The organism is Nocardia puris, assembly GCF_003315035.1.
Classification (GTDB): Bacteria; Actinomycetota; Actinomycetes; order Mycobacteriales; family Mycobacteriaceae; genus Nocardia; species Nocardia puris.
Map to the genome: position 1 here is coordinate 49,246 of NZ_QNRE01000012.1, position 26,522 is coordinate 75,767.

Here is a 26,522-nt window from a genome sequence, read left to right on the forward strand (position 1 = left end):
CGCCATCAGCGAACCTCCACAATCGCATGCTGGCTCGACGGGTGGAGCTGGCCGAGAACTGCGGCTGGCCGAGAAATTGCGTCTACGACGGCCCAAATAAGTGACATCAGATTCTAACGGATCAATAACAGCTTGGGTGACACCGAGTAGAGCTACGGGCCTTGACCTGCCCGTTCCAGGCATAACCAGAGGTCGCGGCACCCACCCGGGCGTCGCGTGAAGTCTGCCACAATCATGCAGATCTATCGAGGCGGGCATCGAGGCGAAGCTAGGGAGTCGGGGTTGAGCACAACATCGCGCGGCGAGTCGGCGGGGGGCGGCGACCCGAAGCCGGGCCCGGACGCCAAGCGGGGCTACCGGCCGGTCTACCAGACCAGCCTGGTCGACCCCGCGGAGTTCTGGTCCGGCGCGGCCGGCGCGATCGACTGGGTGACCCCGCCCACCCAGCTCTCCGACACCAGCGCCCGCCCCGTGACCAGGTGGTTTCCCGACGCCACGCTGAATACCTCGTACAACGCCCTCGATCGGCACGTGCGCACCGGCCCGGTGGCCGAGGGCGGCCGGGCCGACCAGCCCGCCCTTATATACGACTCCGCTATGACCGATACCAAGGTCGTCTACACCTACGCGGAGCTGCTCGACGAGGTCGCGACCTTCGCCGGCGCCATGCTGCGACTCGGCGTGCGGCAGGGTGACCGGGTCGTCATCTATCTGCCGATGATCCCCGAAGCCGTGATCGCGATGCTGGCCTGCGCGCGCATCGGCGCGGTGCACTCGGTGGTGTTCGGCGGGTTCGCCGCACCCGAGCTGGCGGCCCGCATCGACGACGCCGAACCTGTGCTCATTGTCACCGCGTCGGGGGGGCTGGAACCCGGCCGCCGGATCGAATATCCGCCGATCGTGCTCCAGGCGCTGGACCTCGCGAAGACCACCGCGCCGCGCCACGTGGTGGTCAAGCAGCGGCCCGGCAAGTTCGAGACCATCACCTTCGCCGCGCCGCAGGCGGCCACCGACTCCCTGCCGAGTTCGGCCGAGACGGTTGCCGCGCAGTGGCTGGACTGGGACGACGCGGTGCGTGGCGCCGAGCCCGCCGAGCCCGTTGCGGTGGCCGCGACCGATCCGCTGTACATCCTCTACACCTCGGGCACCACCGGGAAGCCGAAGGGCGTGGTGCGCGACAACGGTGGTCACGCCGTGGCGCTGACCTGGTCGATGCGCAATATCTACGACGTGGGGCCCGGTCAGGTGATGTGGGCCGCCTCCGATGTCGGCTGGGTCGTGGGCCACTCCTACATCGTGTACGCGCCGCTGCTGGTCGGTGCCACGACGTTGCTGTACGAGGGCAAGCCGGTCGGCACCCCCGACGCGGGCGCGTTCTGGCGGGTGGTGGCCGAGCACGGGGTGCGGGTGCTGTTCACCGCGCCGACCGCGCTGCGCGCCATCCGCAAGGCCGATCCCGACGCCAAGCTGGCCCGCAACCATGACCTGTCGGGGTTGCGTGCGCTGTTCTGCGCCGGTGAGCGGCTGGATCCGGCCACCTACGAGTGGGCGCGCGACACACTGCTGGCCGACCGGCCCGACTGCCCGGTGGTGGACCACTGGTGGCAGACGGAGACGGGCTGGCCGATCTGCGCCAACCTGCTCGGGTTGCAGGAGCTGCCGATCAAGCCGGGGTCGGCGTCGGTCCCGGTGCCCGGGTATCGCATTCGAGTGCTGGACGCGGAGGGCAACCCGGTCCCCGTCGGCACCGAGGGCAATATCGTCATCGGGTTGCCGATGCCGCCGGGCACCCTGACCGGCCTATGGCACGACGAGCCCCGGCTCATCCGTTCCTATATGTCCGCCTTCCCCGGCCACTACACGACAGGGGACTCCGGCTACGTCGACGAAGACGGTTACCTCTTCGTCCTCGGCCGCAGCGACGACGTGATCAATATGGCCGGGCACCGGCTCTCGGCGGGCAGCATAGAAGCCGCGATCTCCGGACACCCCGCCGTGGCCGAGTGCGCGGTGATCGGCCTGCCCGACGAGTTGAAGGGCCAGCGCCCGATCGCCTACGTCGTGCTGAAGGAAGGCGCGGAGATCGAGCCCGACCGCCTGCGCGACGAGCTGGCCCAGCGGGTGCGCGAGCAGATCGGCGCGATCGCCGCCCTGCACGACGCGGTGGTCGTGGCCGGGCTGCCCAAGACCAGATCGGGCAAGATCCTGCGCAAGACCATCCGCCAGATCACCGCGGGCGACGAGTACGAGGTGCCCTCGACCATCGAGGACCGCGGCGTGCTCGCGGCGCTGGAGGACCAGATCATCACCGCCCGCGCCGACGCGCTGGCCGCGGCCGAGAACGGCGACGCGGACCCGCCCGGCGCGGATTCCGTTGCGCCGTCCTGATTTCCCGGCCGCTCTCAGAGCTTTCTCATGGCGGGTTCACCCCCGTGCCAGCGCGGGGTAATACCGTCGGAGGTGGTTACGCGCCACCCCTCGACCCCTCGGAGGCATCACCGATGAACCGAATCCGCCGTACCACCGGCCTCGCCGCGCTCGCCGCGGGCGGCCTCGCCACCGTCACCGTGCTGCTCACGCCCGCGGTCGCGGCGGCCGATCCGGCCGAGCTGGTCGGGCCCCTGCTCACCTCGGACTGCACCTTCGCCCAGGTGGACGCCGCCCTGCACGACAAGGCGCCGCAGCTGGCCGCGATCCTCGACGCCAACCCCACCCAGAAGGCCGAGCTCCAGCGCCGCTTCGATCAGCCGGTGGAGCAGCGCCGCGCCGAGTTCGAGCGGCTGCTGGCGGAGAACCCGGAGGCGGCGCGGCAGGCGGAGAACGATCCGCGCGCCGCGCAGCTGCGCGACACCATCGCCGAAGTGGCGGCGGTCTGCCACCAGTACTGACCGATCCGTGACGCGCCCGCCCGACATGCGCGACCGATCCGCTGATCCGGCGTCCGGCTGGGTACCTTCGAGCACGCGCCCGCGCACGGCGGGCGACGTGGCGCGGGTCCCGGCCGGACCGCCGTCACGCCGACACGGAGAGGCGCCGATGCCGTGACCCCAGCGACACCGACCGTTCTCGTGGTGGACGACGACGAGGACGTGCTGGCCTCCGTCGAGCGCGGCCTGCGCCTGTCCGGTTTCCAGGTGCTGGTCGCCCGCGACGGCGCCGCCGCGCTGCGCAGCGTGAACGAGCACGCGCCCGACGCCATCGTGCTGGACATGAACATGCCGGTGCTGGACGGCGCGGGCGTGGTGACGGCGCTGCGCGCCATGGGCAACGAGGTGCCGATCTGCGTGCTGAGCGCCCGCGCGTCGGTGGACGACCGGATCTCCGGCTTGGAATCCGGCGCCGACGACTACCTCGTAAAACCTTTCGTTCTGGCCGAACTCGTCGCGCGGATACGGGCGCTGTTGCGCCGCCGCACCGACACCCCGGCTCCCGCGACTCCGGGCGCGATCACCGTGGGGCCGCTCGAAGTCGATGTGGCCGGCTACCGAGCTTTGTTGCACGGCAAGGAAATCGAGCTCACGAAAAGGGAGTTCGAGTTGCTGTCGACGCTGGCCCGCAACGCGGGTGTCGTGCTGAGTCGCGAGCGATTGCTGGAACTCGTGTGGGGCTACGACTTCGCGGCCGACACCAATGTGGTGGACGTGTTCGTCGGCTATCTGCGCCGCAAACTCGAAATCGACGACACCCCAAGGTTGCTCCACACCATTCGCGGTGTGGGGTTCGTGCTGCGAGCACCGAAGTGACCGCCGTATATCGCGGACCGGAAGACCGATGACCGCGCGCCCACCGGCGAAAAAGCGTCCGCGCCGGACGTTTTCGTTGCGGACCCGGGTCGCCGGGGCCGCGGCGGCCGGTGCGGTGATCATCGTGACGGCGCTCAGCGGCATCACGGTGCAGGCCATCGAGCGCAACAACCTCCAGCAGAGCGATCAGCAGCTGACGGTCGCGTCGCGGCTGGTGCTCATCGACCCGGTGATCGCGGTCGGCGTGCTCGGGCTCACCGGGCTCAACGAGGACATGGCCGTCACCGTGCGCGACGACGGCGCCGTGGTCGCGAGCAGCCCCGTGCAGCTCCCCGATCTGCCGACCGGCTCGCAGACCGTCACCGTCGACGGCATTCCCTATCGCGTCCTCACCACCACCCGGAATCAGCCGCCGGGGCGCACGGTGTCGCTCGGCATCCCCGCCGACGAGGCCGCGCGCGCCACCGCCGAACAGCAGCGGTGGGTGCTCCTGGGTGCGCTGCTCGCCGTGGCGGCGGCCGGTGCGCTCGGTTGGGTACTGGCCGGGCGCGCGGTGCGGCCCATCGTGGACCTCACCCGGCAGGTGGGCGCGCGCAGCGCCTTCCCCGATCCGGAGAATCCCCTTCCGCCCGTGGACGGTTCGGGCATGCGGGAGGCGGAGAAGCTCGCCGACGCGGTCAACCTCATGCTCGAGCGCGTGGACGAGGCGCAGGCCCAGACCGCCGCCGCACTGGAGACCGCGCGCGATTTCGCGGCCGTCTCCGCGCACGAATTGCGCACCCCGCTCACCGCCATGCGCACCGACCTCGAGGTGCTGCGCACCCTCGACCTGGACGAGGCCCAGCGCGCCGAGATCCTCGTCGACCTGCAACGCAGCCAGGGCCGGGTGGAGGCCACCCTCGCCGCGCTGGAGCGCCTGGCCACCGGCGACCTGATCAACGACAGCGACCACGTGGACACCGACGTCGGCGACCTGTGCGACCAGGCCGCCCACGACGCCATGCGCCACTTCCCCGGCCTGTCCGTGCGCATCGACACCGACGCCGAACTCGTCACCCGCGGCCTGCCCGCCGGCCTGCGCCTGGCGGTCGACAACGCCCTCGCCAACTCCGTCAAACACGGCCGCGCCACCGAGGCCGTGGTGTCCGCGCACCGCACTCCCGACGGACGCATCGTCATCGCGGTCGACGACAACGGCCGCGGCATCCCCGCCGGCGAACGCGACGCCGTCTTCGCTCGCTTCTACCGGGGCAGCCAGGCCAGCAAAGGCGGATCCGGGCTCGGCCTCGCGCTCGTCGCCCAACAGGCCCAATTACACGGTGGGCGAGCGTATTTCGAGAACAGTCCGTTGGGCGGAGCGCGACTCGTGCTCGACCTCCCCGAGCGCGGGCACGTTGCGTCGCAGCCGGGTTCGGACGGGCCCCCCGGACGCTGAGCCCGAACGCCGCTGCGGCGGAGCTCACTTGCGGCTGAACGCGGTGCGGTATGCGCTGGGGGTCAGGCCGTGCCGTCTCGTCAGGTGCAGGCGCAGCGATTCCCCGGTGCCAAGGCCGGATCGACGGGCGACCTCGGGCACGGGCAGGTCGGTGACTTCCAGCAGTTCCCGCGCCCGGTCGATCCGCTGGTGCAGAAGCCATTGCAGGGGACTGGATCCCGTTTCCGCGCGGAAGCGGCGCGTGAGAGTACGGATGCTTATGTGGGCGTGGGCGGCCAGCTCACGCAGCGTGAGTGGTTCGTCGAGGCGTGCCAACGCCCACGCGCGGGTTTCTGCCAACGAAGTGCCGGTTTCCGGCGGGAGCGGATTTTCGATGAATTGCGCTTGGCCACCGGGGCGGAGGGGCGCGACGACGGCCAGGCGCGCCACCGCGTTGGCCACGGCCGCACCGTGATCGCGGCGCACGATGTGCACGCACAGGTCCAGCCCGGCGGCCAATCCGGCCGAGGTGAGGATCTCACCGTCATCGACGAAGAGCACATCCGGTCGCAGGTCCACCGCGGGGAACCGGGCGCGCATCTCGGCCGAGTACAGCCAATAGGTGGTCGCGGGCCTCCCGTCCAACAGACCCGCCTGGGCCAACACGAACGCCCCGGTGCAGATCGAGGTGATGCGCGTACCCGCATCGGCGGCCGCGCGCAGGGCGGTCAAGACGCGGGGGTCGGATTCGCCGCGGGCGCCGGTTCCGGTGACTATGACGGTGTCGGCCGTCTCCAGTTGGTCCAGGCCGCACTCGACCACCACGTCGCGTCCGGTGTATCCCGGCACGATGCCCGGATCGGCTGTACACACCACCACTTCGTAGACGGGCACGTCGTCGACTCGCACTGCGGGAAAGACCATTTCGGGAATCGCGAGATCGAAGGTGGTCACCGGAGGGACGGCGAGAACGACAACACGGTGCATGGCTCGATCCTTGGAATATGTGGCATTCAAGCCACTACCATACCCGCTTCGTGCCCGACAGAGTCAGGTGCGGACCGCCGCGGGGTGGCCCCAGTCGAGGAGGAATACAATGTCTCTGCACGTCGTCGCCGGTGCCGGGAGCACAGGGAGCCGGACCGCGCTGCTGCTCGCCGAGGCCGGTGAGCGGGTACGGCTGATCAGCCGGCGTGGGCTCGGACCCGACCATCCGCTGATCGACAAGGTGGTCGGTGACACCAGTGACGCCGACAGACTCGCGGCGCTGACCGCGGGCGCGCTGACCTTGATCAACACCACCTGGCCCGCCTACGACCGGTGGCCCACGGACTTTCCGCCCATCGCCGAAAGCGTGCTCGCCGCCGCCGAACGCACTGGCGCGAACTACGTCTCGCTGAGCAACACCTACGGCTACGGCCGGGTGGACGGTCCCATGACCGAGGACCTGCCCATGTCGCCGGTCGCGGTGAAAGGTGCTGTGCGAGCACGTATGTGGCTCGACGCGAAGGCCGCCCACGAAGCAGGCCGGGTGCGCGTCGCCGAAGTGCGCGCCTCGGACTACCTGGGCCGAGACGCCGGATCGGTGTTCAACTTTCTGGTGACACGCAACGTGCTCGCCGGGGAACCGGCCGGCTACCCCGGCGACCCGGACGTGCCGAAGAGCTGGTCGTACGTCGACGACGTCGCACTGACCCTGGCCACCGTCGCCCGCGACGAACGTTCCTGGGGACGGGCCTGGCACGTGCCGTCGACGGTCATGTCGTTGCGGGATGTCGTAGAGCGCCTCGCGACGCTGACCGAATCGCCCGCGCCCCAGTTGGTTCCGATGTCCCGGACCGATCTGGCATGGGCGGGCGCGGACGACCCCGTCATGGCGGAGCTGATCGAAATGTTCTACTCGCTGGAGCACCCCGACGTCTTCGACTCGGCCCTCACCCAGCGCACCTTCGACCTGTCCCCCACGCCCATCGACACCGTGCTCGCCGACACCGCCCGCTTCGGCACCTACTGAATCGAGTACGCGGAAGGGCTACGTATGCACCGCTCACCGTCGGCGATCACAACCCGACCGCGAGCCGTCAGGCGTCCGACACGAACACTCCAGCGGCCCGGCCGGTTACACGGCACTCGGACCACTCCGTGGTGCGGTTCGCCGCCCGCATGGGTGTTCGCGTGGCATGAAAATCAGGGGGAACCAGATTGCAAGTAGCCGCGTCCAAGTAGGTGTGAGGATGGATGCGGCTCGGTGCGGGGCACGGTCGTTCCCGCGGGTCCGGGTGGTTGACGCGGCAGCCTGGAGGATTGCCTGTTGGATATAGTTGCCGCGACCGAGTGACCGTGGAACGGGAAGCGGGGGTGACGATGCGAGCCGTTACCAGGGCTGTTTGCATTCTGGGAGTGGTGGCGGCCGGGGCCGGGTTGGTCGGGTGTGGGTCGACCACCGACGGGGAGGCGCAGCCGGCCGGCGGGGGTACCAGTACGAGTGCGGAGGATGGGAAGAACTCGCTGGGGCTGGAACCGGACGTGCCGCAGTCGTACGACCCGTGCACGGATGTGCCCCAGAGCCTGCTGGACGCCGAGGAGTTGCGTCCGGGGGTCATCCCGAACACTGCCCACGCCGACGCCTGGGGGGCACAGGTGATGTGGCGCGGTTGCGGCTGGGTACGGTCTCAGACCTACTCGGTGTCCATCCGCGTGACGAATATGACCCTCGATTTCGTCCGCAAAGAGTTCTACGGAGAAGGTCGCGAACTCACGATAGGTGGCCGTCCAGCCATCAGCGCGCGGCGCAGTGATCGCGGACCGGAGGTATGCAACATCAACGTGGAGATGAAGGGCGGCAGCCTCGAGTTCCACGTCGTCAGGTCATCATCCCGCAACGCGCCTGACATCGACTCTTGTGACCACGCCCGAAACCTGGCGGAGAAGGTCGTCCCAACGCTTCCAGCTGACAGCTGAACAAACCACCCACACTTGAAGGGGGACCGATGAGTGATAACGACACGCCATCGCCGCTGGCGAACCTGATCACCGAGGCACGGGAAGGTCGGCTCGGGCTACGGATCGAGCCGGAAGACTTCGTCTACATCGACCGCGACTGCACCCGTTTTCTCGAGCTGATCGAGAACATGCAGCGTGAAGCCGAGGACATCGCCAACATCGAAGCCAGCCAGTGGGGCATCGGCGCCGACGTGCCCATGTTGACCTCCGCTCAAACCCTGGTCAGCCGCTTCAAGGAAAAAGCCAAAGGCTCCGACAACAGCGTCTACGCCGTCCTCGACGAGCACTACAAGATCGTCCAGGACATCCAAACGCTGCACAACGTCATCAAAGACCGCTACATCGCCGCCGACGCCGAGTTCGCCCAACGCGTCAACGCCCTCCTCGAACGACTACCCGAGCACCCCACCCCGATCCGGGCGGTCCCCAGCCAGCCCGGTGTCACAACCGCCTCACCCCAGCCCGAACCGCTCTCCCCGTAGGGCGATCGCGACATGACCCAGAACGAACAGACCCGCATCACCGACGGCGGCGAGAACCCTCGCAAGTACAAGCACGTCGATATCAGCGCGGCGTTCAACCCGTTGCAGCCCGGCTCCGGGCACGATATCGCCTCGCGCTACAGCGCTTTGGCCACCCAATGGGAAGCCGGTGTAGGCGTGTTCGATTCGAGTATCAAGAAGTCGATCTCGACCGCGTGGGAGGGCGAAGCCGCGACGCAGTCGAAGGACGCGATCGAGCGGTACACGAAGTCCGCGCACGAGATGACCGACCCGTTGCGGCTTCTCGGCACGCGGGTGGCCGCCGCCGCGCAGGCGATCTCCGAGACCAATAACCGTCTCCCCGAGCCCGTCGAGGAAAAGCACCCCCTGCACAAGGATTCCTGGCCGTGGGTCGGCACCAACCGCGACTCCGTGATCGAGGATCGTCAGGAAGAGGCGCAGGCGGTCATGAGCGACTACTACGTCAAACCCTTCCTCGGACTCGACGGCCAGATCCCCGTCCTCCCGAAACCGGTCGACCCGACCAACCCCCTCGACATCTCCACCCCGACGGGCGCCAACAGCGACGATCCGGGCGGCACGCCGGGCTCCCCCGGCCCTGGCACGCCAGGCCCGGGCACGCCCGGCCCGGGCACGGGGGAAGACCCCGCCACGGAGGAGCCGGAGGAGGAAGAGCAGCCGGACGACGAGACTCCCGACGACACGGACGACACCTCGACCGACCCCGCCTCGACGGACCCGTCGTCGACCAATCCCGCTTCCACGCAACCGGATCAGAACCGCCCGACCACCCCGACCGTCCCCTCGGGCACCAACCCGGCGGGCACGCCCGGCTCGCCGGGACCCGGCACTCCCGGCTCGCCCGGACCCGGCAGCACGCCGTCCCCGGGCCGCAGTGTCCAAAGCCTGCAAGGGGTTCCGGGTTCCGGTTCCGCCGGCGCGGCTTCCGCGGCGACGAACCGCGCGATGTCGGGCCTCGGCGGTATGGGCATGCCCGGCGCGGGCGCGCGCGGCGGCAAGGGTGACGAAGAGTCCAACCGCGGCGTCCCCGACTACCTGATCAACCAGGAGAACACCGATGAGCTGCTCGGTGAGATCCCGAAGACCATTCCCGGCGGTGTGATCGGCGAGCACCCGTCCGACTAGCCCACCGCCGACCGGCCCGCCGCGGGAGCGCCGCGGCGGCCCGCAGTACGACCGAATGGATATACCGATGCTCGAATGGACCTGGGACCCCGAGGATTTCGCCGCCCTCTGGTACAGCGACGCCAACGACCGCTTCCCACGCCCGCTGAAGTACCTGAGCCGCTTCGCCTTTCAGAACGATTTCGCCCGCCACCGCCTGACCGTGCGCGGCCGCTACCCGGCCGGCGAGCTGGAGCGGATCGAGCTCGCGCTGCACACCCTGTCCACCTCGGAGATGCGTATCGAGATCCTCGGCGGCACCCGCAAGCACAAGGACAGCACCGGCGATGTGAAGCAGTACCGGATCGTCGGCGCGCGCAACAGATTCAGCGCGGTCGTCGCGTTCCAGACCGTGCGCGCGGAGGTGAACGGGCCCATCCGTCTGCGAGCGGTGAGCACGGAATCCCTTGCGGCGCATATCGTCCGCTCCATCCCCGCCTGCCGTCCCGGCTTGGAACCGCCCGCCACCTTCCACCCCGGCGACCTGCGCGCCGACCAGGGCACCTACCTGCGCGACAACGCCCGCAACACCCCGCGCGAACGCTACCGCCGGCTCCTGCACCGCCCCGCCGACGGTGGCGGCTCCGCCGGGCTGCGGGTGGGGCCGCTGCACTCGCGCCCCGAGGCCGTCGAAACCCTCCAGTGGTGGGACATCAGCGGCGACGGCCGCTACACCGAGAGCACCGGCCAGAACATCACCGTGCGACCCACCACCCCCGCCGAACTCGGCGCGACCTTCACCGGCTGGCTCGACCGCGCCGAACGCCGCCTGCGCGACGCCGAAGCCGAACGCGAGGAATGGGTGTAGGCCTGCCGTCGACCTCTGGCCGGATACCTCCGTCGCTCAGGTCGCGATCCGGCAAGGCGGAGTCGAGCTGATACTCGGCGTCTCGGGATGACGACAACCCGCGGGCACACGAGCCCGACCGCGCGACAGCGACACGCACCACGCTGCGCGAGGAACGCGGCCGCACGTCGGGGCCGGGTGGGATCGATACGGGACCGGCGCGACGATCGGCACTGCGGCCGTCCGCGTGAACGAGCGGGCCTGCGCGCGGGACGTCTCGGCTGTCCTGTTCACTCCCTGACGATGTCGACCGGATCGGTCAGCGCCAGCGCGATGGCGGACTGCTGCGCGGCGCCGCGCATCGGCAGCGCCTCGATGGCCTTGCCGGTCTGGGTGTTGAGGTTGCCGACAATCTGCTGGAGCTGGGTGACACCGCCGGTCATCATCGAGATGGCCTCCACCAGCTGGGCGCCGCCCTGTTCGGCCAGCTGCGGCAGGCCCTCCGCGAGCTTCGCGCCCTCGTTGAGCTGCGCGCTCGCACCCTGCAACCGCCCGACGACGGTGCGCAGCAGCGTGCCCAGATCGGTGTTCGGGTCCACCGCGCCGCCGACCAGCAGGTCCAACCCCTCGAGCTGCGCGCCCGCCTGACTCGAGACCGCCCGCAGCCCTTCGAGTTTCGCGATGATGTCGGCCACCGCGGGATCGCCCGCGAAGGGCAGCGCGCGCAGCAGCGGCAGGATCTGGTCCAGGCCGCCGCTGACGGTCCCGGCGGTCTGCTGCACCTGCGCGATGGTCACGCCCGTGGAATCCAGCGCGGAGGCCAACTGTTCGGCTTGGGCGGCGGCCCCGTCCACGGTCTCGTTGAGGATCGCGATGGCCGAGGTGAGTTGCGCGGAGCCCTCTTTCGCGAAGTCGAGGAAACCGAGCAGCTGATCGGCGCCCGAACTGAACTGATCCGCGCCCTGCGCCGCCGCGTTCACGCCCGCGCTCAGCAGCTGCGCGTTCAACTGCACACCGCTCAGCTGGGTGCGCGCCTGCGAGACGACCGCCAGCGCCGCGTCCACGCCCGCCGCGCCGATCCGGTGCGTCACCTCGCGCGCCGCGCCGTCGACGAACGCGTCGTCGGCGTTCTCGTGCGCGGTGACGGTGACCTTGGCCCGCTTCGGCTCCGTGGTCGCCAGGGTCCCCATCGACTCGGTGAGATCCGCGGGCAGGGTGATCACGGCCGCGTAGTCGTCGGCACTCGCGCCGGGTTCGGCGACGGTCCACTCGTATCCGCCGCCGTCCTGCTGCAACGCCTGCGCGATCCGCTCCCCCGTGGGACCCGCGTCCTGGTTCACCAGCGCGATCCCGGTGGGCGCGTCCCCGCCCCCGGAGCAGGCCGTCACCACACCACCGATCGCCCCGGCGGTAAAGATCCCGACAACGAGCAGCACCCAGCGTCCGCGATTTCCGATCACACCAGAACGCTAAACACCGCCTCTGGCAACACCATCGGCGATTCTCTGAGAATTCGGTAAGGGTCCCAACCCTGAAACGCGATATGCCCCATGTTCTCTAGAGAACATGGGGCATACGCGTTCAGCGTCGAACGGCAGAAATCAGTTCGCGTTCAGCAAATCGATGACGAAGACCAGGGTCTTACCCGCCAGCTGATGACCCGCACCCGCCGGCCCGTAGGCCAGCTCCGGCGGAATGGTGAGCTGACGACGTCCGCCGACCTTCATACCGGGAATGCCGTCCTGCCAGCCCTGGATGAGGCCGCGCAGCGGGAACACGATCGACTCACCGCGGCTCCACGACGAGTCGAATTCCTCACCGGTGTCGAATTCGACGCCGACGTAGTGCACTTCGACGGTGCCACCCGGCACGGCCTCCTTGCCCTCGCCCTCGATGATGTCCTTGATCACGAGCTCGGTGGGCGCGGGGCCCCCTTGGAATTCGACAACCGGCTTGGTCATGCGGCTATCCCCTTCGATAGTTGGTTCAGCGGTTGGTGATCTCACGGTATTCGCGCGCGCCGTATCCGGTGTAGATCTGGCGCGGACGGCCGATCTTCAGCGGCTCGCTGTGCATCTCGCGCCAGTGCGCGATCCAGCCGGGCAGCCGGCCCATCGCGAACAGCACGGTGAACATGCGGGTCGGGAAGCCCATGGCCTTGTAGATGACGCCGGTGTAGAAATCGACGTTCGGGTACAGGCGGCGCTCGATGAAGTACTCGTCGGTGAGCGCGGCCTCTTCGAGCGCCTGGGCGATGTCGAAGAGTTCGTCGTCGCCGCCGAGCTTGCGCAGGATGGCGTCGGCGTGCTTCTTGGCGAGGGCGGCGCGCGGGTCGTAGTTGCGGTAGACGCGGTGCCCGAAGCCCATGAGCTTCACGCCGTCTTCCTTGTTCTTGACCATGCGGATGAACTCCTTGACGTCGCCGCCGGAGGCCTTGATGTCGTCGAGCATCTCCAGCACGGCCTGGTTCGCGCCGCCGTGCAGCGGGCCCCACAGCGCGTTGATGCCGCCCGAGACCGAGGTGAACAGGTTGGCGTCGGAGGAGCCGACCAGGCGCACCGTGGAGGTGGAGCAGTTCTGCTCGTGATCGGCGTGCAGGATCAGCAGCATGTCCAGCGCGGCGGCCACCTCGGGGTCCACCTCGTAGGGCTCAGCCGGGAAGCCGAAGGTCATGCGCAGGAAGTTCTCCACCAGGCTCAGCGAGTTGTCCGGGTAGAGGAACGGCTGGCCGACCGACTTCTTGTAGGAGTAGGCCGCGATGGTGGGCAGCTTGGCCAGCAGGCGGATGGTGGACAGCTCGACCTGCTCGGGGTCGCGCGGGTCCAGCGAGTCCTGGTAGTACGCCGACAGGGCGTTCACCGCGGAGGAGAGCACCGGCATCGGGTGCGCGTTGCGCGGGAAGCCGTCGAAGAACCGCTTGAGATCCTCGTGCAGCAGCGTGTGGCGGCGGATGCGGTCGGTGAACTCGTCGAGCTGGGCCTGCGAGGGCAGCTCGCCGTAGATGAGCAGGTAGCTGACCTCGATGAAGGTGGAGCGCTCGGCCAGCTCATCGATCGGGTACCCGCGGTAGCGCAGGATGCCTGCCTCGCCGTCGATGTAGGTGATCGCCGACTTGGTGGGCGCGGTATTCATGAAACCGGGGTCGTAGGTGACGTACCCGGTGCTGGCCAGCAGTTTGCCGAGGTCGATACCGTCGTTGCCTTCCGAGGCTCCGGTGACGGTCATGGCGTATTCGCCACCGGGATAGCTCAGGACCGGCTTGGCGTCGTTGATGTGGTCGTTCTCGGGCACAGAAGGATCCCTCTCAGGCTAGGACCGTCGGCATCGAAGTGCGGTCGGCACGGCGGTGCGATTACCTAGACGCTAGTCGCTGTCCACTCCGCCCGGCCACGAGGGTGCCCACCCGGCGACCTCACAAACCTGTGGGCCTCACGTGAGGTTTCCGCCGTCATCCGGGCAGCGGAGCGGGGTGCGTCCGCGCTACCTTGTACCGCACGAACGCGGGGAACGCCACGGCGGCGAGCATCACGCCCACCACGACGAGCACACCGCCGCCCGCCGAGGCCACGGCCGTACCCAGGCTCGCCGCGGCGAAACCGTGGGCAACATCACCGATGCGCGGCCCGCCCGCGACCACCACGATGAACACCCCTTGCAGCCGCCCGCGCATCTCGTCGGTCGCCACGGTGAGCAACATGGCGGTGCGCAGCGCGGCCGAGACCATGTCCACCGCGCCGCCGAAGGCCAGGAATCCCAGCGCGATCCACAGCCACACGCCCAGCCCGAACCACTGCCCGGCCAGGCCCACCGCGACGCCGAATCCCACCATCGCCACGCCCCACAGCGCGATGCAGATCAGCACGGCCAGCCCTTGCCTGCGGATGCGCGGTATCCAGCCGGAGAAGACACCGCCGAGCACCGCGCCCGCCGACATCGCCGCGAACAGCAGGCCCAGCGCCACCCCGCCCGTGGCGGGGTCGGCGAAGGTCTCGTGCGCGATCTGCGGGAACAGGGCGCGCGGCATGCCGAACACCATCGCGATGACGTCGACGACGAACGAGGCCAGCAGGACCGGCTGGGTCGCCAGGTAGGAGAAGCCGTCGAACACGGCGCGCAGCCCGGCGCTGCGGGTGGCCCCGGCCGGCGGCATGGCGGGCAGCCGCCATACCGCCCACAGCGTGATGGTGAGGGCCACCGCGTCCACCAGGTACAGCGTGGACAGCCCGATCACCGGGATCAGCGCGCCGGCCAGCACCGGGCCCGCGATGGCGCCGACCTGCTGCACGGTCATGCTCAGCGAGCTGGCGGCGGCGAGCTGTTCGGGCGGCAGCAGGCGCGAGATGGCGGCGCTGCGGGTGGGCTGGTTCACCGCGAAGAAGGCCTGCTGCACGGCGAACAGCGTGAGCACCAGCCACACGTTGTCGAGTCCGGCGGCGGCCTGGGCCCAGAAGAGCACGGCGGTCAGGGCGGTGCCCGCGGTGGTGATGATCAGCAGCACCCGCCGGTCCATCGCGTCGGCGAGCGCGCCGCCCCACAGCCCGAACACGACCAACGGCACCAGGCCGAACAGCCCGGACAGCCCGACATAGCCGGAGCTGCCGGTGATCTGGAAGATCTGCGTCGGCACCGCCACCACGGCCAGCTGCGCGCCGATCACGGTCACGATGTTGGTGGTCCACAGGCGCCGGAAATCGGGGTAGCGCAGCGGTGTGGTGTCGGCGAGCAGCTTCACGCGACGGGAGAGTAGCGCGTCAGCGCGAATTCATCACATGTATATGGGTCACGGTTGCAGGCGGTCGACCGTCATCCGGCCGTCGATCACCCGCACCCGGATCCGGTTGTGCAGGCGGCCCCGGCGACCCTGCCAGAACTCGACCTCGTCGGGGCGCAGCAGGTAGCCGCCCCAGTGCGGCGGCACGGGAATCTCCTCGACGCCGGCGAAGCGCTCGGCGGTCTCGGCCAGCGTGCGGTCGAGTTCGGCGCGCGAGGAGATCGGCTGGGATTGCCGCGAGGCCCACGCGCCCAGCTGCGAATCGCGCGGCCTGGCACGCCAATACACGGCGGTCTGCTCGGCGGAGGTCTTGGTGACCGGGCCGCGCACGTGCACCTGCCTGCCCAGCGCGGGCCACAGGAACGTGGCCGCCGCGAACGGCACCTCGGCCAATTGCCGCCCCTTGGCGGAGTCGTAATTCGTGTAAAAAGTCACACCTTCCGGCGAGAGCCCTTTACACAGCACGGTTCTCGCGACCGGGCGAGGTTGCCCGCCGGTCACCGCGACGGTGGCCACCACCATCGCGTTGGGCTCGGGGATGCCGACCGCGGTGGCCTGCTCGATCCAGTGCCGCAGCAGCGGCTCCCAGCCCCCGGCCAGCCAGGTCTCGTCCAGATCGGTGTCCTCGCCGGAGCCGAACGGCGGGCCGCCGTACTCGGCCCGCATCGCGGACAGGTCGGTGGGCCCGGGCGCACCGGTCGTCTCCGGGCCCGGCGCGGTCGGGATCGGCGCCGCGGCGGGCGCCTCATTGTCCAGGTCACGCATGGGGCAGACGTTACTCCGCGGTAGCAGGGAGCTAAGGTTCTGGTGATCGGCATGTGCTCGGCGAGCGGCACCCTCATCGGCGAGAAGCGCATGCGACCCGAAGTGCAAGGAGAGTCACAACATGACTACCAGCCCCGCGGTTCCCAGTGGCCAGGCAGCGGTACCCAGCGATTTCGTCAGCGGACTCGAGGGCGTGGTGGCGTTCACCACCGATATCGCCGAACCGGACAAGGACGGCGGCGCGCTGCGCTACCGCGGCGTGGACATCGAGGACCTGGTCACCAACCGGGTGACCTTCGGCGATGTGTGGGCGCTGCTGGTGGACGGCGAGTTCGGCCGCGGACTGCCGCCCGCCGAGCCCTTCCCGCTGCCGGTGCACACCGGTGACGTGCGCGTCGACGTGCAGGCCGGCCTGGCCATGCTCGCCCCGATCTGGGGCTACCAGCCGCTGCTCGACATCGACGACGAGACCGCCCGCGAGAACCTCGCCCGCGCCTCGGTGATGGCGCTGTCCTACGTGGCGCAGTCCGCGCGCGGCATCTACCAGCCCGCGGTCCCGCAGCAGAAGATCGACGAATGCACCACTGTCACCGAACGTTTCATGACCCGGTGGAAGGGTGATCCGGACCCGCGCCACACCGAGGCCATCGACGCCTACTGGGTGTCGGCCGCCGAGCACGGCATGAACGCCTCCACCTTCACCGCGCGCGTGATCGCCTCCACCGGCGCCGACGTGGCGGCCTCGCTGTCCGGCGCGATCGGCGCCATGTCGGGCCCGCTGCACGGCGGCGCCCCGGCCCGCGTGCTGCCCATGATCGAGGAGGTCGAGAAGACCGGCGACGCCCGCGCGCTGGTCAAGGGCATCCTGGATCGCAAGGAGAAGCTGATGGGCTTCGGCCACCGGGTGTACCGGGCCGAGGACCCGCGCGCCCGCGTGCTGCGCGCCACCGCCCAGCGCCTCGGCGCGCCGCGCTTCGAGGTGGCGGCCGCGCTGGAGCAGGCCGCGCTGGCCGAGCTGCGCGAGCGCCGCCCGGACCGCGCCATCGAGACCAACGTCGAGTTCTGGGCCGCCGTGATCCTGGACTTCGCCGAGGTCCCGGCGCACATGATGCCCGCCATGTTCACCTGTGGCCGCACCGCGGGCTGGTGCGCGCACATCCTCGAGCAGAAGCGTCTCGGCAAGCTGGTGCGCCCGGCCGCCATCTACACCGGCCCCGGCCCGCGTCAGCCCGACGAGGTCGCGGGCTGGTCCGCCATCAACCACCTGTAGGACGCGAAGACCCGCGAGCCGGGTGCCTTCGGCGGCAAGGGCCCTTGCCGCCGAAGGCACCCGGCTCGCTTCTTTCTCCGAATTCAGTTGGCCCCGATGGGCTTTCCGAAGAACGAGGCCACGGTCTCGCCGAACACCTCGGCCAGGAAGGGCAACTGCCCCGGCGTGGCGACCATCGTCGGCATATCGCTGGTGGTGCAACCCTGTTGCGCCGGAACGCCGTTCAGCCGATCCATCAGCCACAGCAGTGCCGACGGGCCGCCGGTGATCTCGGCGATGATGTGCTCGCTGGCGTGATCGCGGGTGAACTGCACGCTGGCCTTCGGGTCCCGGCAGTAGGTGTTCACCAGTTCCTCGGTGGAGCCCAGCGGCAGGATCTCGTCCCACCGCGAATGCCAGATGAACATCGGCACATCGGGCACGGTCTTGCCGAGCTTGGTGTCCTCGAGCATCGCGGCCACCACAGGGTGGTGCAGCGGGTCGCCCTCACCGCGCAGGAACCCCTTGAGGTTCAGGAACGGCAGCAGCGCCGACTGGTACTGCACGCACAGCGGAGCTTTGACCGCCATGAGAGTCTTGCCGAACGTGTCCATTTCGCTCTCGAGGAAAGCCGCGAAGTCCGGGTACTCCCGCGCCAAACCCATGATCGCGCCGAAAACCAGCCCGGAAGTGGCCTGGTTATTGGCCATGTTCAGGGTGGCGCCCAGATCGGCGCCGACACCGCCCTGCGCGACGCCCACGATGTTCAGCTCGGGCGCGTAGCTGCGGTACATCTCGGCCGCGTGGCCGGTCGGCATGGACCCGCCCGAGTAGCCGTAGAGGCCCACTCGCGCGTCCGGGCCCGCCTCCAGCGGCGCGAACGAGGTGGCGGCGCGGATGCCGTCGAGGGTGATGCGCCCGCCGAGCGGGCCCGCCGCGTAGGCCGAGTTCGGGCCCTGATGGTCGGGGATCACCACCGCCCAGCCCTGCTGCAAGGCGGCCTGGGCGAGCAGGAACTCCCCGGGCGCGACGATCTGGCCGAGGAACGGCGCGGCCGAAAGATGTTGCAGGGCATAGGAGGCTGCGCAGTAGCCGGCGGTGGAGTCCTCCGCGATCTGGAGCGAGAGCAGCTTGCGCGGTCCGGGGGACGTGCCGCGCGGCTTGATCAGCGTCGCCACGGCCGAGAGCGGTTGGTCGCGGCTGTCGTTGGACCGGTAGGCCACCTGCCAGGCGTCCACGTTGAGCGGAATCACGCTGAGGTTGGCCAGATTCACCTGCCGCGCCGCGATGATCTCGCCCGGCGCGGCGGCGGCCAGCACCTCGGGCGGCTGGTGATAGAAGGTGGGGTCGAGTTCCGGCGGCAGCGGCAGCACCCGCGCCGGTTCGATCGGCGGTACGGGGGGCTCGCCCGGATCGGCGCTCGCGGACGCACCGCCACCGGCGACCACCACGGCCACCGCCGCCCCCATCGACAACACACGCAACCGGCGCCGCAGCGCCGATCCGAATCCGGTCCCCATCGACCCACATCCTTACGATTTCCCAATTGAGACGACTGCGTCTCAATGTGGGTCACACTATGGCACGACTGTGTCCCAGATCGCAATCGGCGGGGGTCAGCGCTCCAGCGCGAGCGCGGTGAACAGCGTGGTCAGCACCTCGACCAGCACGTCGACCGGCGGGCGCGGATCATCGAGGCTCCACTGGTGCGCCACGCCGTTGACCGCACCGATGAACGCGGCCATCGCCACCCGCCACCCGCCGGGCGGCGTCCGCACGCCGGGCAGCCCGGCCGCCGCCGCCTCGACCACCGCGCCCCAGCGGTCGCGCACCTCGGCGCGATGCCGCTCGACGGCCTCGCTCACGCCGACGATCTCCACGAACGCCACCTTGGCGCGCCGGATATCGCTCACGATGGCGGCGGCGTAGGCGCGCACGGCGACCTCGACCAGCACGCGCGCGTCGGTGGTGCCGGCCTCGGCAAGAGCGGTGACCACCGCGTCGCGGGCGCGCGCCTGGATGCTGTCGTAGACCTCGACGAGCAGGTCCTCGCGGGAGGAGTACTGCTCGTAGAACTGCCTGCGCGACAACCCGGCGGCCGCGCACACATCGGTGATGGAGCTGCGCGCGTAGGTCTTGTCCGCGAACACCGTGAGCGCCGCCTCGTGGAACAGCGCCCGCCGCTCGACCTGCCGCTCGGCGACCGACTGGCCGGCGTAGTTGTGTCTGGACCGCACCGCACTCACAGCCGGCAACCCTAGTCGCCGAGCGGCCCTCACTCCTCGCCGAGCGAGGCGGCCCAGTCCACCGCGACCGATTCCCCGCGGTCGACGGTGAAGAACGCGGCCTCCAGCCGCCTGCCCAGATCCACCAGGCCGATCGCGGCCAGCGGCACCGGCTGGGTGAGCCGCACCCGCCACGGCCGCGGCTCGTCCCAGGCGCGCAATTCGAGGTCGAGGCGCAGGACGGGATCGTCGCGGCCGGTGTAGTCGGCGGCCACCGGGGTGGCGGCCAGCACGGTGGCGTCGGCGCGGCGGCCGTCGGCCAGGATCTTGGCGATGCTCACCCGGACGGCCTCGTCCGCGTCGGGGACGTAGAGGACCAGCCGGTCGCGATCGCCGGGATCGACGCGGCAGCACACCACGTCACCCGGCTGCATCGCCGCCAGGTCGGCGTCGCGCACGCGCTGGCGCACGCGGGTCTCGTAGGGCTCGGCGCCGTCGATCGCGACGCGCACCCAGAAGAGGTGATCCGGATCGCGGTCACCGTCGCCACCCACGCCGAACGGCAGCGCGAATCCCGGCGAGGACGCGGAGCGCACGCCGAGAATCGTGGCCGAACCGGCCGTGCCGCGCATCAGGAGTTCGCGCCGCGCCGCGCTCGTGAGCGCGTTCGCCCGCTGACCGGAACCCCAGGATCTCCGACCGCGCAGCCGCCACCCGGGGTTCACCGCCGCCATGCCCATGGCCGCAGATCGTAACCTCGTTGTGTCGCAGCACACACCGATACCCGTCGCCTATGAGGGGTTGATCACAACCGCGCCGATTTCCGGACGTCGCGGCCGCCGACCGGCTACCCACGCGAACCGGCCAGGTCGGACACGCTTTACCCTGTTGGCCATGACCACTGCGTTCCCGACCATTCCCGCCGATCTGCTGCCAGCCGACGGACGATTCGGCTGCGGCCCCTCCAAGGTGCGCCCGGAGCAGCTGGAGTCCCTGGTGAAGGTGGGCGCCTCGGTATTCGGTACCTCGCACCGGCAGAAGCCGGTCAAGGACGTGGTCGCGCGGGTGCGCAGCGGTCTGCGCGAGCTGTTCTCGCTGCCCGAGGGCTACGAGGTGGTGCTCGGCAACGGCGGCACCACCGCGTTCTGGGACGCCGCCGCGTTCGGCCTGATCCGCGAGCGTTCGCTGCACCTGACCAACGGTGAGTTCTCCAGCAAGTTCGCCTCGGTCGCCAAGGGCAACCCGTTCATCGGCGACCCGATCGTGGTGTCCTCGGAGCCGGGCAGCGCGCCCGCGCCGGTGGCCGACCCGAACGCCGACCTCATCGGCTGGGCCCACAACGAGACCTCGACGGGTGTCTCGATCCCCGTCTCGCGTCCGGCCGGTTCCGAGCACGCTCTGATCGCCATCGACGCCACCTCGGGCGCGGGCGGCCTGCCGGTGACCATCACCGACGCCGACGTCTACTACTTCGCCCCGCAGAAGTGCTTCGCCGCCGACGGCGGCCTGTGGATCGCGCTGATGAGCCCGGCCGCGCTGGCCCGCGTCGAGGAGATCAAGGCCTCCGGCCGCTGGACCCCGGAGTTCCTGTCGCTGCCCGTCGCCATCGACAACAGCACCAAGGACCAGACCTACAACACCCCCGCGCTGGCCACGCTGCTGCTGTTCGCCGATCAGATCGAGTGGCTGGGCGGCAACGGCGGCTTGGACTGGGCCGTGAAGCGCACCGCCGATTCGTCCTCGCGCCTGTACTCGTGGGCCGAGGCCAGCGAGTACGCCACCCCGTACGTCACCGATCCCGCGCACCGCTCGCAGGTCGTGGGCACCATCGACTTCGCCGAGTCGGTGGACGCGGCGCAGGTCGCGAAGGTCCTGCGCGCCAACGGCATCGTCGACACCGAGCCCTACCGCAAGCTGGGCCGCAACCAGCTGCGCATCGGCATGTTCCCGGCCATCGACCCCGAGGACATCACCCAGCTCACCCGCAGCGTCGACTGGGTCGTCGAAAACCTCTGACCTGCACAAGGATTGCGGCCCGTGCTCCTTCGGAGCGCGGGCCGTTTCCGTATCGGCGGCCCGGCCGCGCGCGCAAACAAACACAGAAGATTAGCGGGTTATGTAACCTGTTGGCAGATATTCGTGCCGCGTGTCTTGCGTCGAGATCATCAACTGTGCACTACTGTTTCGGAAAGTGGGCGGTGTCGCGAGTCGACGCGATAAGGAGGTAACGGTGCGTGAACTTCGAGTGATCGGGGTGACGCCCGACTCCACCCACATCGTGTGCATCGACACCGAGTCCGGTCAGAAGTTCCGCCTGCCCGCGGACGACAAACTACGAGCCGCCGCGCGCGGAGACCTTGCCCGATTCGGCCAGATAGAGATCGAAATGGAAGCTTCCATGCGTCCCCGCGATATCCAGGCCCGTATCCGTGCCGGCGCCTCCGTGGAACAGGTCACCGAGGAGTCGGGCATGCCCGCGAGCCGGGTGGAGCGTTTCGCCTACCCGGTGCTGCTCGAGCGCGCCCGCGCCGCCGAGCTGGCCCAGAAGGCGCATCCGGTGCGCCCCGACGGCCCGGCCGTGGAAACCCTGATCGACGTCGTCACCGCCGCGTTCACCGAGCGGGGGCACACCCTCGACAATGCCGAGTGGGATGCCTGGAAGGACGAGAAGGGCTACTGGGTCGCCCAGTTGCAGTGGCAGAACGGGCGTTCCGAGATCGCCGCGCACTGGCGCTACCAGCCCGACGCGCACGGCGGTTCGGTCTCGCCGCTCGACGATCCCGCCACCGATCTGATCGACCCCGATTTCGGCCGGGCCCTGCGCGGTCTGGCCACGGTGCTGCCGCCGCAGCAGGAGCTGGAGCCGCCCGCGCCCGCCGAGCCGGTCGCCGAACCGCACCGGGAGCCGCCCGCCCCGGCCTCGCGTCCGGCCACCGCGCGTCAGCAGCCGCCGCAGCCCGCGCTGGACGAATACTACGAGCAGCGCGCCGTCGCGGCCGGTGGCAGCGCGGCCGCGATTCCCGCCGCGGCCGTGGGCCCCACGGTCACGGCGGGTGCGGCGACGAACGGCACCGCCGCGTCGGCGCCCGCGCCGAAGGCCCCCACCGCGCCGAGCGCGGGCACCGCGGATAAGCAGGCACCGCCCCCGGCGCCCGAGAAGGAGCCGGCCGAGCCCGCCGCGGCGGCGGAGCCGCCCGCCGAAGAGCCGGCGAAGCCCGCCAAGCCCGCGCAGTCCAAGCCCCGCACCAAGCGTGGCAAGGCGCCGATGCCGTCCTGGGAGGACGTGCTGCTCGGCGTGCGCAGCTCGGGTCACTAGCCGTTTCCCCCGGCGTGCGCGCAGCGGTTGCCCACACCGGCGCGCGCGTCGATTTCCCGGTGCGCCCGCGTGTTCGGGCACCGAAGGTCCGTCGCGGAACGTCCGAGGCGGGTACATTTCCGGATGAGTCGTACCCGGCGGGCGCCGGCTGGTAGCGAGAAGTTCGCGCAGGTGTTTCGCACAACCATCGGGAGGTGCCGGAAATGCTGTCCAAAGCCTCGTCCCTCTGGTATGTCGACGCGGCGGATCCGCCCGCCGTGCTGCGCGCGGAGCACGAACCCGATCCCGACGCGGCGCTCGCGCTGGCCAAACAGCTCTACGCCGACCGCGATGTGGTGCCGATCATGGTCGGCACGCTCGGCGGCTGCGCGGGTCCCGATCCCGACGAGGTGTATATCGGCTGCTATCCCGGTGTGACCGTGGTCTGCTCGGCGCAGGCGGCGATTCCCAAACCGACCAAACTGCCCGAATTCCTGGTGCGGCCGTTGGCATCCGAGCACACGTATCTGGTGTCGTTCGACACCGCGTACGGCTGGGGAGCGTTCGCGCATTGGGAGCGGGGCGAATTACGGCGCTCGTTCAGTTCGTCGCGAGTGAACATCCTCGAAGACGTCGGTCTGCCGCTGGTGTGGGAGCGGTCGTTCTGGGCGGGTGAGCATCCGGTGCGATGGCGGGCCGGGGAATTGCCCGACCCGCAGACCCTTCCGTTCGACCCGCCGGATTTCGCCGACGCCGCCAATGACGAATGGATCGGATTCCACTACCGCGCACCGGCCGCCGAGGACGCCCTGGCGCCGGGCGATATCGCGGTGTGCGGGTTCACGCTGTATCCGAAAGGCGAAGCGCCCGACCACGCCAGCCTCATCGAGCCCGAGGTGCCCGAACCCGAGCCAGCGCGGCCGCGGCGCGGGCTCTTCAGATGGCTCCGCGGCCACGACCGCGTCTCCTGACCCCTAGAGCGACGAAAGTCCTTTCACCACCAACGCGAACCAGCCACACGCGACGCCGATCCCCGCCCCGAGCAGGACCCAGCGCGCCACCGGGGTAAACCGCCAGCGCCACGCACTCGGCGCGGCCCCGCCGACCGCGACGAGGTTGACCAGGATCGCCAGCAGCGGATGCACCTGCGCCAGTGCCGCGCCGAACGCGTAAACCGCCGAGGTGACCAGCGCCGCCACCAACCCGGCCACGGCCAGTCCGGCCGCCCACGGTGTGGGCTCGTGCGTTGTCTCGGCCATACTCACCTTCCTTCCGCAGTCCGGACGCGTTCGTAGAATGCCATCGCGGCGGCGGTCGCGACATTGAGGGAGTCGGTGCCCGGCGCCATCGGGATGCGCGCGCGAATGTCGGTGGCGCGCATGGCCTCTTCGGTGAGGCCGGGGCCCTCCGCGCCGAGCAGCAGCGCCACCCGCTCACCCGTCATCGCCGTGGCCAGGGTGGGTGCGGCCGGATTCGGAGTGAGGGCGATGATCTGGAATCCCTTGTGCCGCAAGACTTCCAGATCGTCGGGCCAGGTGTTCATGCGCGCGAACGGCACCCGCAGCACGTGGCCCATCGACACCCGCACCGAACGCCGGTACAGCGGGTCGGAGCAGCGGTCGCCGAACAGGATCGCCTCCGCGCCCAGTCCGGCGGCGTTGCGGAACATGGAACCCAGATTCTCGTGGTCGTTGACGCCCTCCAGCACCGCGACGGTGCGCGCCCCGTCCAGCACCTCGTCCACCGTCAGCTCGCGCGGCCGCCGCGCCACCGCCAGCACGCCCCGGTTGAGGTGGAATCCCACGATCCGCGCCATCACCTCGGCATCCACCCGGTAATACGGCACCTCCACACCGTCCAGATCCGCCGCCAACTGCTCGTACCGCCGCGCCACCCCCAGCAGCGCATCCGGCCGGAATCGCGAGTCCAGCATCCGCTGCACCACCACAACCCCTTCGGCGATCACCAACCCCTTACGCCCCGGCAGATCCGGCCGCCGGTCCGCCGACGCCAGATCCCGGAAATCATCCACCCGCGGATCCCCGGGGTCCTCGATATCGATCACCAGCGCCACGCGCCATATCCTGCCCGGTGCGGTCGTCCACCCCGACACCGGCGTCCCCACGCAGCGCAGCCCGGCCATCGTGCGACACGCATCGTCCGACGAGTCCGCAACAGACGGTCGATGCCGCCCGGACTCGATCGGTTGCCTCGATCCCGATGCGCGACTCGACCACCTGGCACAGCGCGATCCCCTGGTGAGCCGTTACCCCGAGTTCCCGTCGCAATCCGAGGAAAATGCCGTGCGGCTCGGGGGCGGTTCGTGGGACGGTCGGGGTATGACACTGGGCGCTGGGATCACCATTCGGTCGGGTACGACGGGGGATCAGGGGGCCGTCGATACGTTGACAGCGGCGGCGTTCGGGGGGCGGGCCGACGCGGAGCGGACTGAGCGGCGGGCGCGGTTGTGGGATGCGGAGGAGGCGATCGTCGCGGAGGCGGGCGGCCGGGTCGTCGGGCATGTGCGGTCGCGGGATATGGAGGTGACCGTGCCCGGGGAGCGGCAGGTCGCGGCCTGCGGGATCGCCGGGGTGGCGGTGGCGCCGACGCATCGGCGGCGGGGCATTCTCCGGGCGATGTACGAGGAGCAGCACGAGCGGATCGAGGCGGCCGGGCTGCCGCTGACGATCTTCACGGCCTCCGAAGCCACCATCTACGGCCGGTTCGGCTACGGGCCCGCCGTGCGCGAGAACAGCGTGCGCATCGACCGCCGTTTCGCCGAATTCCGGCCGACCGCACCCGATCCGGGCGGTGTGGACCTGGTCGATCCGGGCGACGCGGAGGAACGGATCCGCGCCCTCTACGACCGCTGGCGCCGGCTCACCCCGGCCGCCCAGGAACGCCCCGACGCCTCCTGGGGCAACCTGTTCGCCGACCCGCCCGCCGAACGCGACGGCGGTTCGGAACTGTTCACCCTGCTGCACCCCGACGGGTACGCGATCTACCGCTACCACCACGACGAGTCGGCCATGAACGTCCGCGTGGACGAGTTCCGCGCCGTCACGGGCGAGGCGCACGCGGCGCTGTGGCGGGCGCTGCTGGGCCTGGACCTGGTCACCGAGGTGCGCGCGGCGATCGGCGACAACGACCCGCTCCCCTATCTGCTCACCGACTCCCGCCTGGTGCGCACCCGCTCCCGCCACGATTCGCTGTGGCTGCGGCTCATGGACGTCCCCGCCGCGCTCACCGCGCGCGCCTACCGCCGCGACCTGGACCTGACACTCGCCGTGACCGACCCGTTCCGCGAGGCGGGCGGCACCTTCGCGCTGCGGGTGCGCGACGGTCACGCCGAGTGCGCGCCCACCGGCCGCGAACCGGATGTGGAGACCGGCATCGACGTGCTGGCCAGCCTGTACTTCGGCGCGTACCCGGCGCGGGTGTTCGCGGCGGCGGACCGCTTGCGCGCCAAGGACATCGGATTCGTGCACGAGCTGGAGGAGGCCTTCGGCTGGGATCGCGACGCCGAACTGGGCTGGTTCTTCTGACCGGCCGCGCCGCGGGCGCGCGGGACTCCCGCGCGCC

25 protein-coding genes are annotated in these 26,522 nt (G+C 70.0%); 14 read left to right on the forward strand and 11 right to left on the reverse strand.

Annotated features, from left to right (window positions below):
- Positions 1-378 precede the first annotated feature (378 nt).
- The 4 genes from DFR74_RS25315 to DFR74_RS25330 all read left to right on the forward strand — a co-directional run bounded on the left by DFR74_RS25315 (position 379) and on the right by DFR74_RS25330 (position 5,178).
- Positions 379-2,388: an AMP-binding protein gene (locus tag DFR74_RS25315; protein ID WP_228790491.1), complete on the forward strand. Its 2,010-nt coding sequence runs from the start codon at positions 379-381 to the stop codon at positions 2,386-2,388.
- 113 nt (positions 2,389-2,501) lie between these two features.
- On the forward strand, positions 2,502-2,888 hold the full coding sequence (locus DFR74_RS25320; protein ID WP_067511725.1) for a hemophore-related protein: 387 nt from the start codon (positions 2,502-2,504) through the stop codon (positions 2,886-2,888).
- Between the two features lie 153 nt (positions 2,889-3,041).
- Positions 3,042-3,743 carry a response regulator transcription factor gene (locus DFR74_RS25325; protein WP_067511724.1) on the forward strand — a complete coding sequence of 234 codons (702 nt, stop codon included), beginning with the start codon at positions 3,042-3,044 and terminating at the stop codon, positions 3,741-3,743.
- Positions 3,744-3,771: 28 nt separating this feature from the next.
- The gene (locus tag DFR74_RS25330; protein ID WP_067511721.1) at positions 3,772-5,178 is read left to right on the forward strand and encodes a sensor histidine kinase; all 1,407 of its coding nucleotides are present in this window, start codon (positions 3,772-3,774) and stop codon (positions 5,176-5,178) included.
- Positions 5,179-5,202: 24 nt separating this feature from the next.
- On the opposite strand, the gene DFR74_RS25335 is transcribed toward DFR74_RS25330, so the two are convergent.
- The gene (locus DFR74_RS25335; protein ID WP_067511719.1) at positions 5,203-6,144 is read right to left on the reverse strand and encodes a GlxA family transcriptional regulator; all 942 of its coding nucleotides are present in this window, start codon (positions 6,142-6,144) and stop codon (positions 5,203-5,205) included.
- Between the two features lie 109 nt (positions 6,145-6,253).
- Here DFR74_RS25335 and DFR74_RS25340 point away from each other — a divergent pair, with 109 nt between their 5' ends.
- The 5 genes from DFR74_RS25340 (at position 6,254) to DFR74_RS25360 (ending at position 10,656) form a co-directional block, all read left to right on the forward strand.
- A complete protein-coding gene (locus DFR74_RS25340) occupies positions 6,254-7,171 on the forward strand; it encodes an NAD-dependent epimerase/dehydratase family protein (protein WP_067511717.1) in 918 nt (305 codons plus the stop codon).
- A 326-nt stretch (positions 7,172-7,497) separates the two neighbouring features.
- Positions 7,498-8,118 (forward strand): DUF3558 domain-containing protein, encoded by a 621-nt coding sequence (locus DFR74_RS25345; protein ID WP_170160798.1) that lies wholly within the window; start codon positions 7,498-7,500, stop codon positions 8,116-8,118.
- A gap of 29 nt (positions 8,119-8,147) precedes the next feature.
- The gene (locus DFR74_RS25350; RefSeq protein ID WP_067511711.1) at positions 8,148-8,642 is read left to right on the forward strand and encodes a hypothetical protein; all 495 of its coding nucleotides are present in this window, start codon (positions 8,148-8,150) and stop codon (positions 8,640-8,642) included.
- Between the two features lie 12 nt (positions 8,643-8,654).
- Positions 8,655-9,809: a WXG100 family type VII secretion target gene (locus DFR74_RS25355; protein ID WP_067511709.1), complete on the forward strand. Its 1,155-nt coding sequence runs from the start codon at positions 8,655-8,657 to the stop codon at positions 9,807-9,809.
- A 67-nt stretch (positions 9,810-9,876) separates the two neighbouring features.
- Positions 9,877-10,656, forward strand: a complete 780-nt coding sequence (locus DFR74_RS25360) for an ESX secretion-associated protein EspG (protein WP_067511707.1) — start codon at positions 9,877-9,879, stop codon at positions 10,654-10,656.
- A gap of 269 nt (positions 10,657-10,925) precedes the next feature.
- Here DFR74_RS25360 and DFR74_RS25365 read toward each other — a convergent pair whose 3' ends face one another.
- From DFR74_RS25365 to pdxH, 5 genes are all read right to left on the reverse strand, one after another.
- A complete protein-coding gene (locus DFR74_RS25365) occupies positions 10,926-12,095 on the reverse strand; it encodes a YhgE/Pip domain-containing protein (RefSeq protein WP_067511705.1) in 1,170 nt (389 codons plus the stop codon).
- 141 nt (positions 12,096-12,236) lie between these two features.
- Positions 12,237-12,596 (reverse strand): FKBP-type peptidyl-prolyl cis-trans isomerase, encoded by a 360-nt coding sequence (locus tag DFR74_RS25370; RefSeq protein ID WP_067511703.1) that lies wholly within the window; start codon positions 12,594-12,596, stop codon positions 12,237-12,239.
- Positions 12,597-12,621: 25 nt separating this feature from the next.
- Positions 12,622-13,926, reverse strand: coding sequence for a citrate synthase (locus DFR74_RS25375; protein ID WP_084537956.1), 1,305 nt, complete (start codon positions 13,924-13,926; stop codon positions 12,622-12,624).
- Between the two features lie 157 nt (positions 13,927-14,083).
- Positions 14,084-15,367 carry an MFS transporter gene (locus DFR74_RS25380; RefSeq protein ID WP_084537955.1) on the reverse strand — a complete coding sequence of 428 codons (1,284 nt, stop codon included), beginning with the start codon at positions 15,365-15,367 and terminating at the stop codon, positions 14,084-14,086.
- Between the two features lie 48 nt (positions 15,368-15,415).
- Positions 15,416-16,171 carry a pyridoxamine 5'-phosphate oxidase gene (pdxH, locus tag DFR74_RS25385; protein ID WP_084537954.1) on the reverse strand — a complete coding sequence of 252 codons (756 nt, stop codon included), beginning with the start codon at positions 16,169-16,171 and terminating at the stop codon, positions 15,416-15,418.
- 121 nt (positions 16,172-16,292) lie between these two features.
- Between pdxH and DFR74_RS25390 the strand changes: the two genes are divergently transcribed.
- Positions 16,293-17,441, forward strand: a complete 1,149-nt coding sequence (locus tag DFR74_RS25390; RefSeq protein ID WP_067511699.1) for a citrate synthase 2 — start codon at positions 16,293-16,295, stop codon at positions 17,439-17,441.
- Positions 17,442-17,524: 83 nt separating this feature from the next.
- Here DFR74_RS25390 and DFR74_RS25395 read toward each other — a convergent pair whose 3' ends face one another.
- The 3 genes from DFR74_RS25395 to DFR74_RS25405 all read right to left on the reverse strand — a co-directional run bounded on the left by DFR74_RS25395 (position 17,525) and on the right by DFR74_RS25405 (position 20,385).
- Entirely contained in the window at positions 17,525-18,940 is a 1,416-nt protein-coding gene (locus tag DFR74_RS25395; RefSeq protein ID WP_067511697.1) for a lipase family protein, read from the reverse strand.
- Between the two features lie 96 nt (positions 18,941-19,036).
- Positions 19,037-19,666 carry a TetR/AcrR family transcriptional regulator gene (locus tag DFR74_RS25400; protein WP_067511695.1) on the reverse strand — a complete coding sequence of 210 codons (630 nt, stop codon included), beginning with the start codon at positions 19,664-19,666 and terminating at the stop codon, positions 19,037-19,039.
- A 29-nt stretch (positions 19,667-19,695) separates the two neighbouring features.
- On the reverse strand, positions 19,696-20,385 hold the full coding sequence (locus DFR74_RS25405) for a hypothetical protein (RefSeq protein ID WP_067511693.1): 690 nt from the start codon (positions 20,383-20,385) through the stop codon (positions 19,696-19,698).
- 154 nt (positions 20,386-20,539) lie between these two features.
- Here DFR74_RS25405 and serC point away from each other — a divergent pair, with 154 nt between their 5' ends.
- From serC to DFR74_RS25420, 3 genes are all read left to right on the forward strand, one after another.
- Complete coding sequence (serC, locus tag DFR74_RS25410) at positions 20,540-21,661, forward strand: phosphoserine transaminase (RefSeq protein WP_067511690.1); 1,122 nt, start codon at positions 20,540-20,542, stop codon at positions 21,659-21,661.
- Between the two features lie 214 nt (positions 21,662-21,875).
- On the forward strand, positions 21,876-22,961 hold the full coding sequence (gene sepH, locus DFR74_RS25415) for a septation protein SepH (protein ID WP_113975283.1): 1,086 nt from the start codon (positions 21,876-21,878) through the stop codon (positions 22,959-22,961).
- A gap of 203 nt (positions 22,962-23,164) precedes the next feature.
- Positions 23,165-23,911, forward strand: a complete 747-nt coding sequence (locus DFR74_RS25420; RefSeq protein ID WP_067514779.1) for a DUF6928 family protein — start codon at positions 23,165-23,167, stop codon at positions 23,909-23,911.
- 3 nt (positions 23,912-23,914) lie between these two features.
- On the opposite strand, the gene DFR74_RS25425 is transcribed toward DFR74_RS25420, so the two are convergent.
- Together DFR74_RS25425 and DFR74_RS25430 are read right to left on the reverse strand one after the other, a co-directional pair.
- Positions 23,915-24,199, reverse strand: a complete 285-nt coding sequence (locus tag DFR74_RS25425; protein WP_067514781.1) for a DUF2537 domain-containing protein — start codon at positions 24,197-24,199, stop codon at positions 23,915-23,917.
- A 2-nt stretch (positions 24,200-24,201) separates the two neighbouring features.
- Positions 24,202-25,014 carry a TrmH family RNA methyltransferase gene (locus DFR74_RS25430; protein WP_067514784.1) on the reverse strand — a complete coding sequence of 271 codons (813 nt, stop codon included), beginning with the start codon at positions 25,012-25,014 and terminating at the stop codon, positions 24,202-24,204.
- Between the two features lie 265 nt (positions 25,015-25,279).
- On the opposite strand from DFR74_RS25430, the gene DFR74_RS25435 reads away from it, so the two are divergent.
- Positions 25,280-26,485: a GNAT family N-acetyltransferase gene (locus DFR74_RS25435; RefSeq protein WP_067514787.1), complete on the forward strand. Its 1,206-nt coding sequence runs from the start codon at positions 25,280-25,282 to the stop codon at positions 26,483-26,485.
- Positions 26,486-26,522 lie beyond the last annotated feature (37 nt).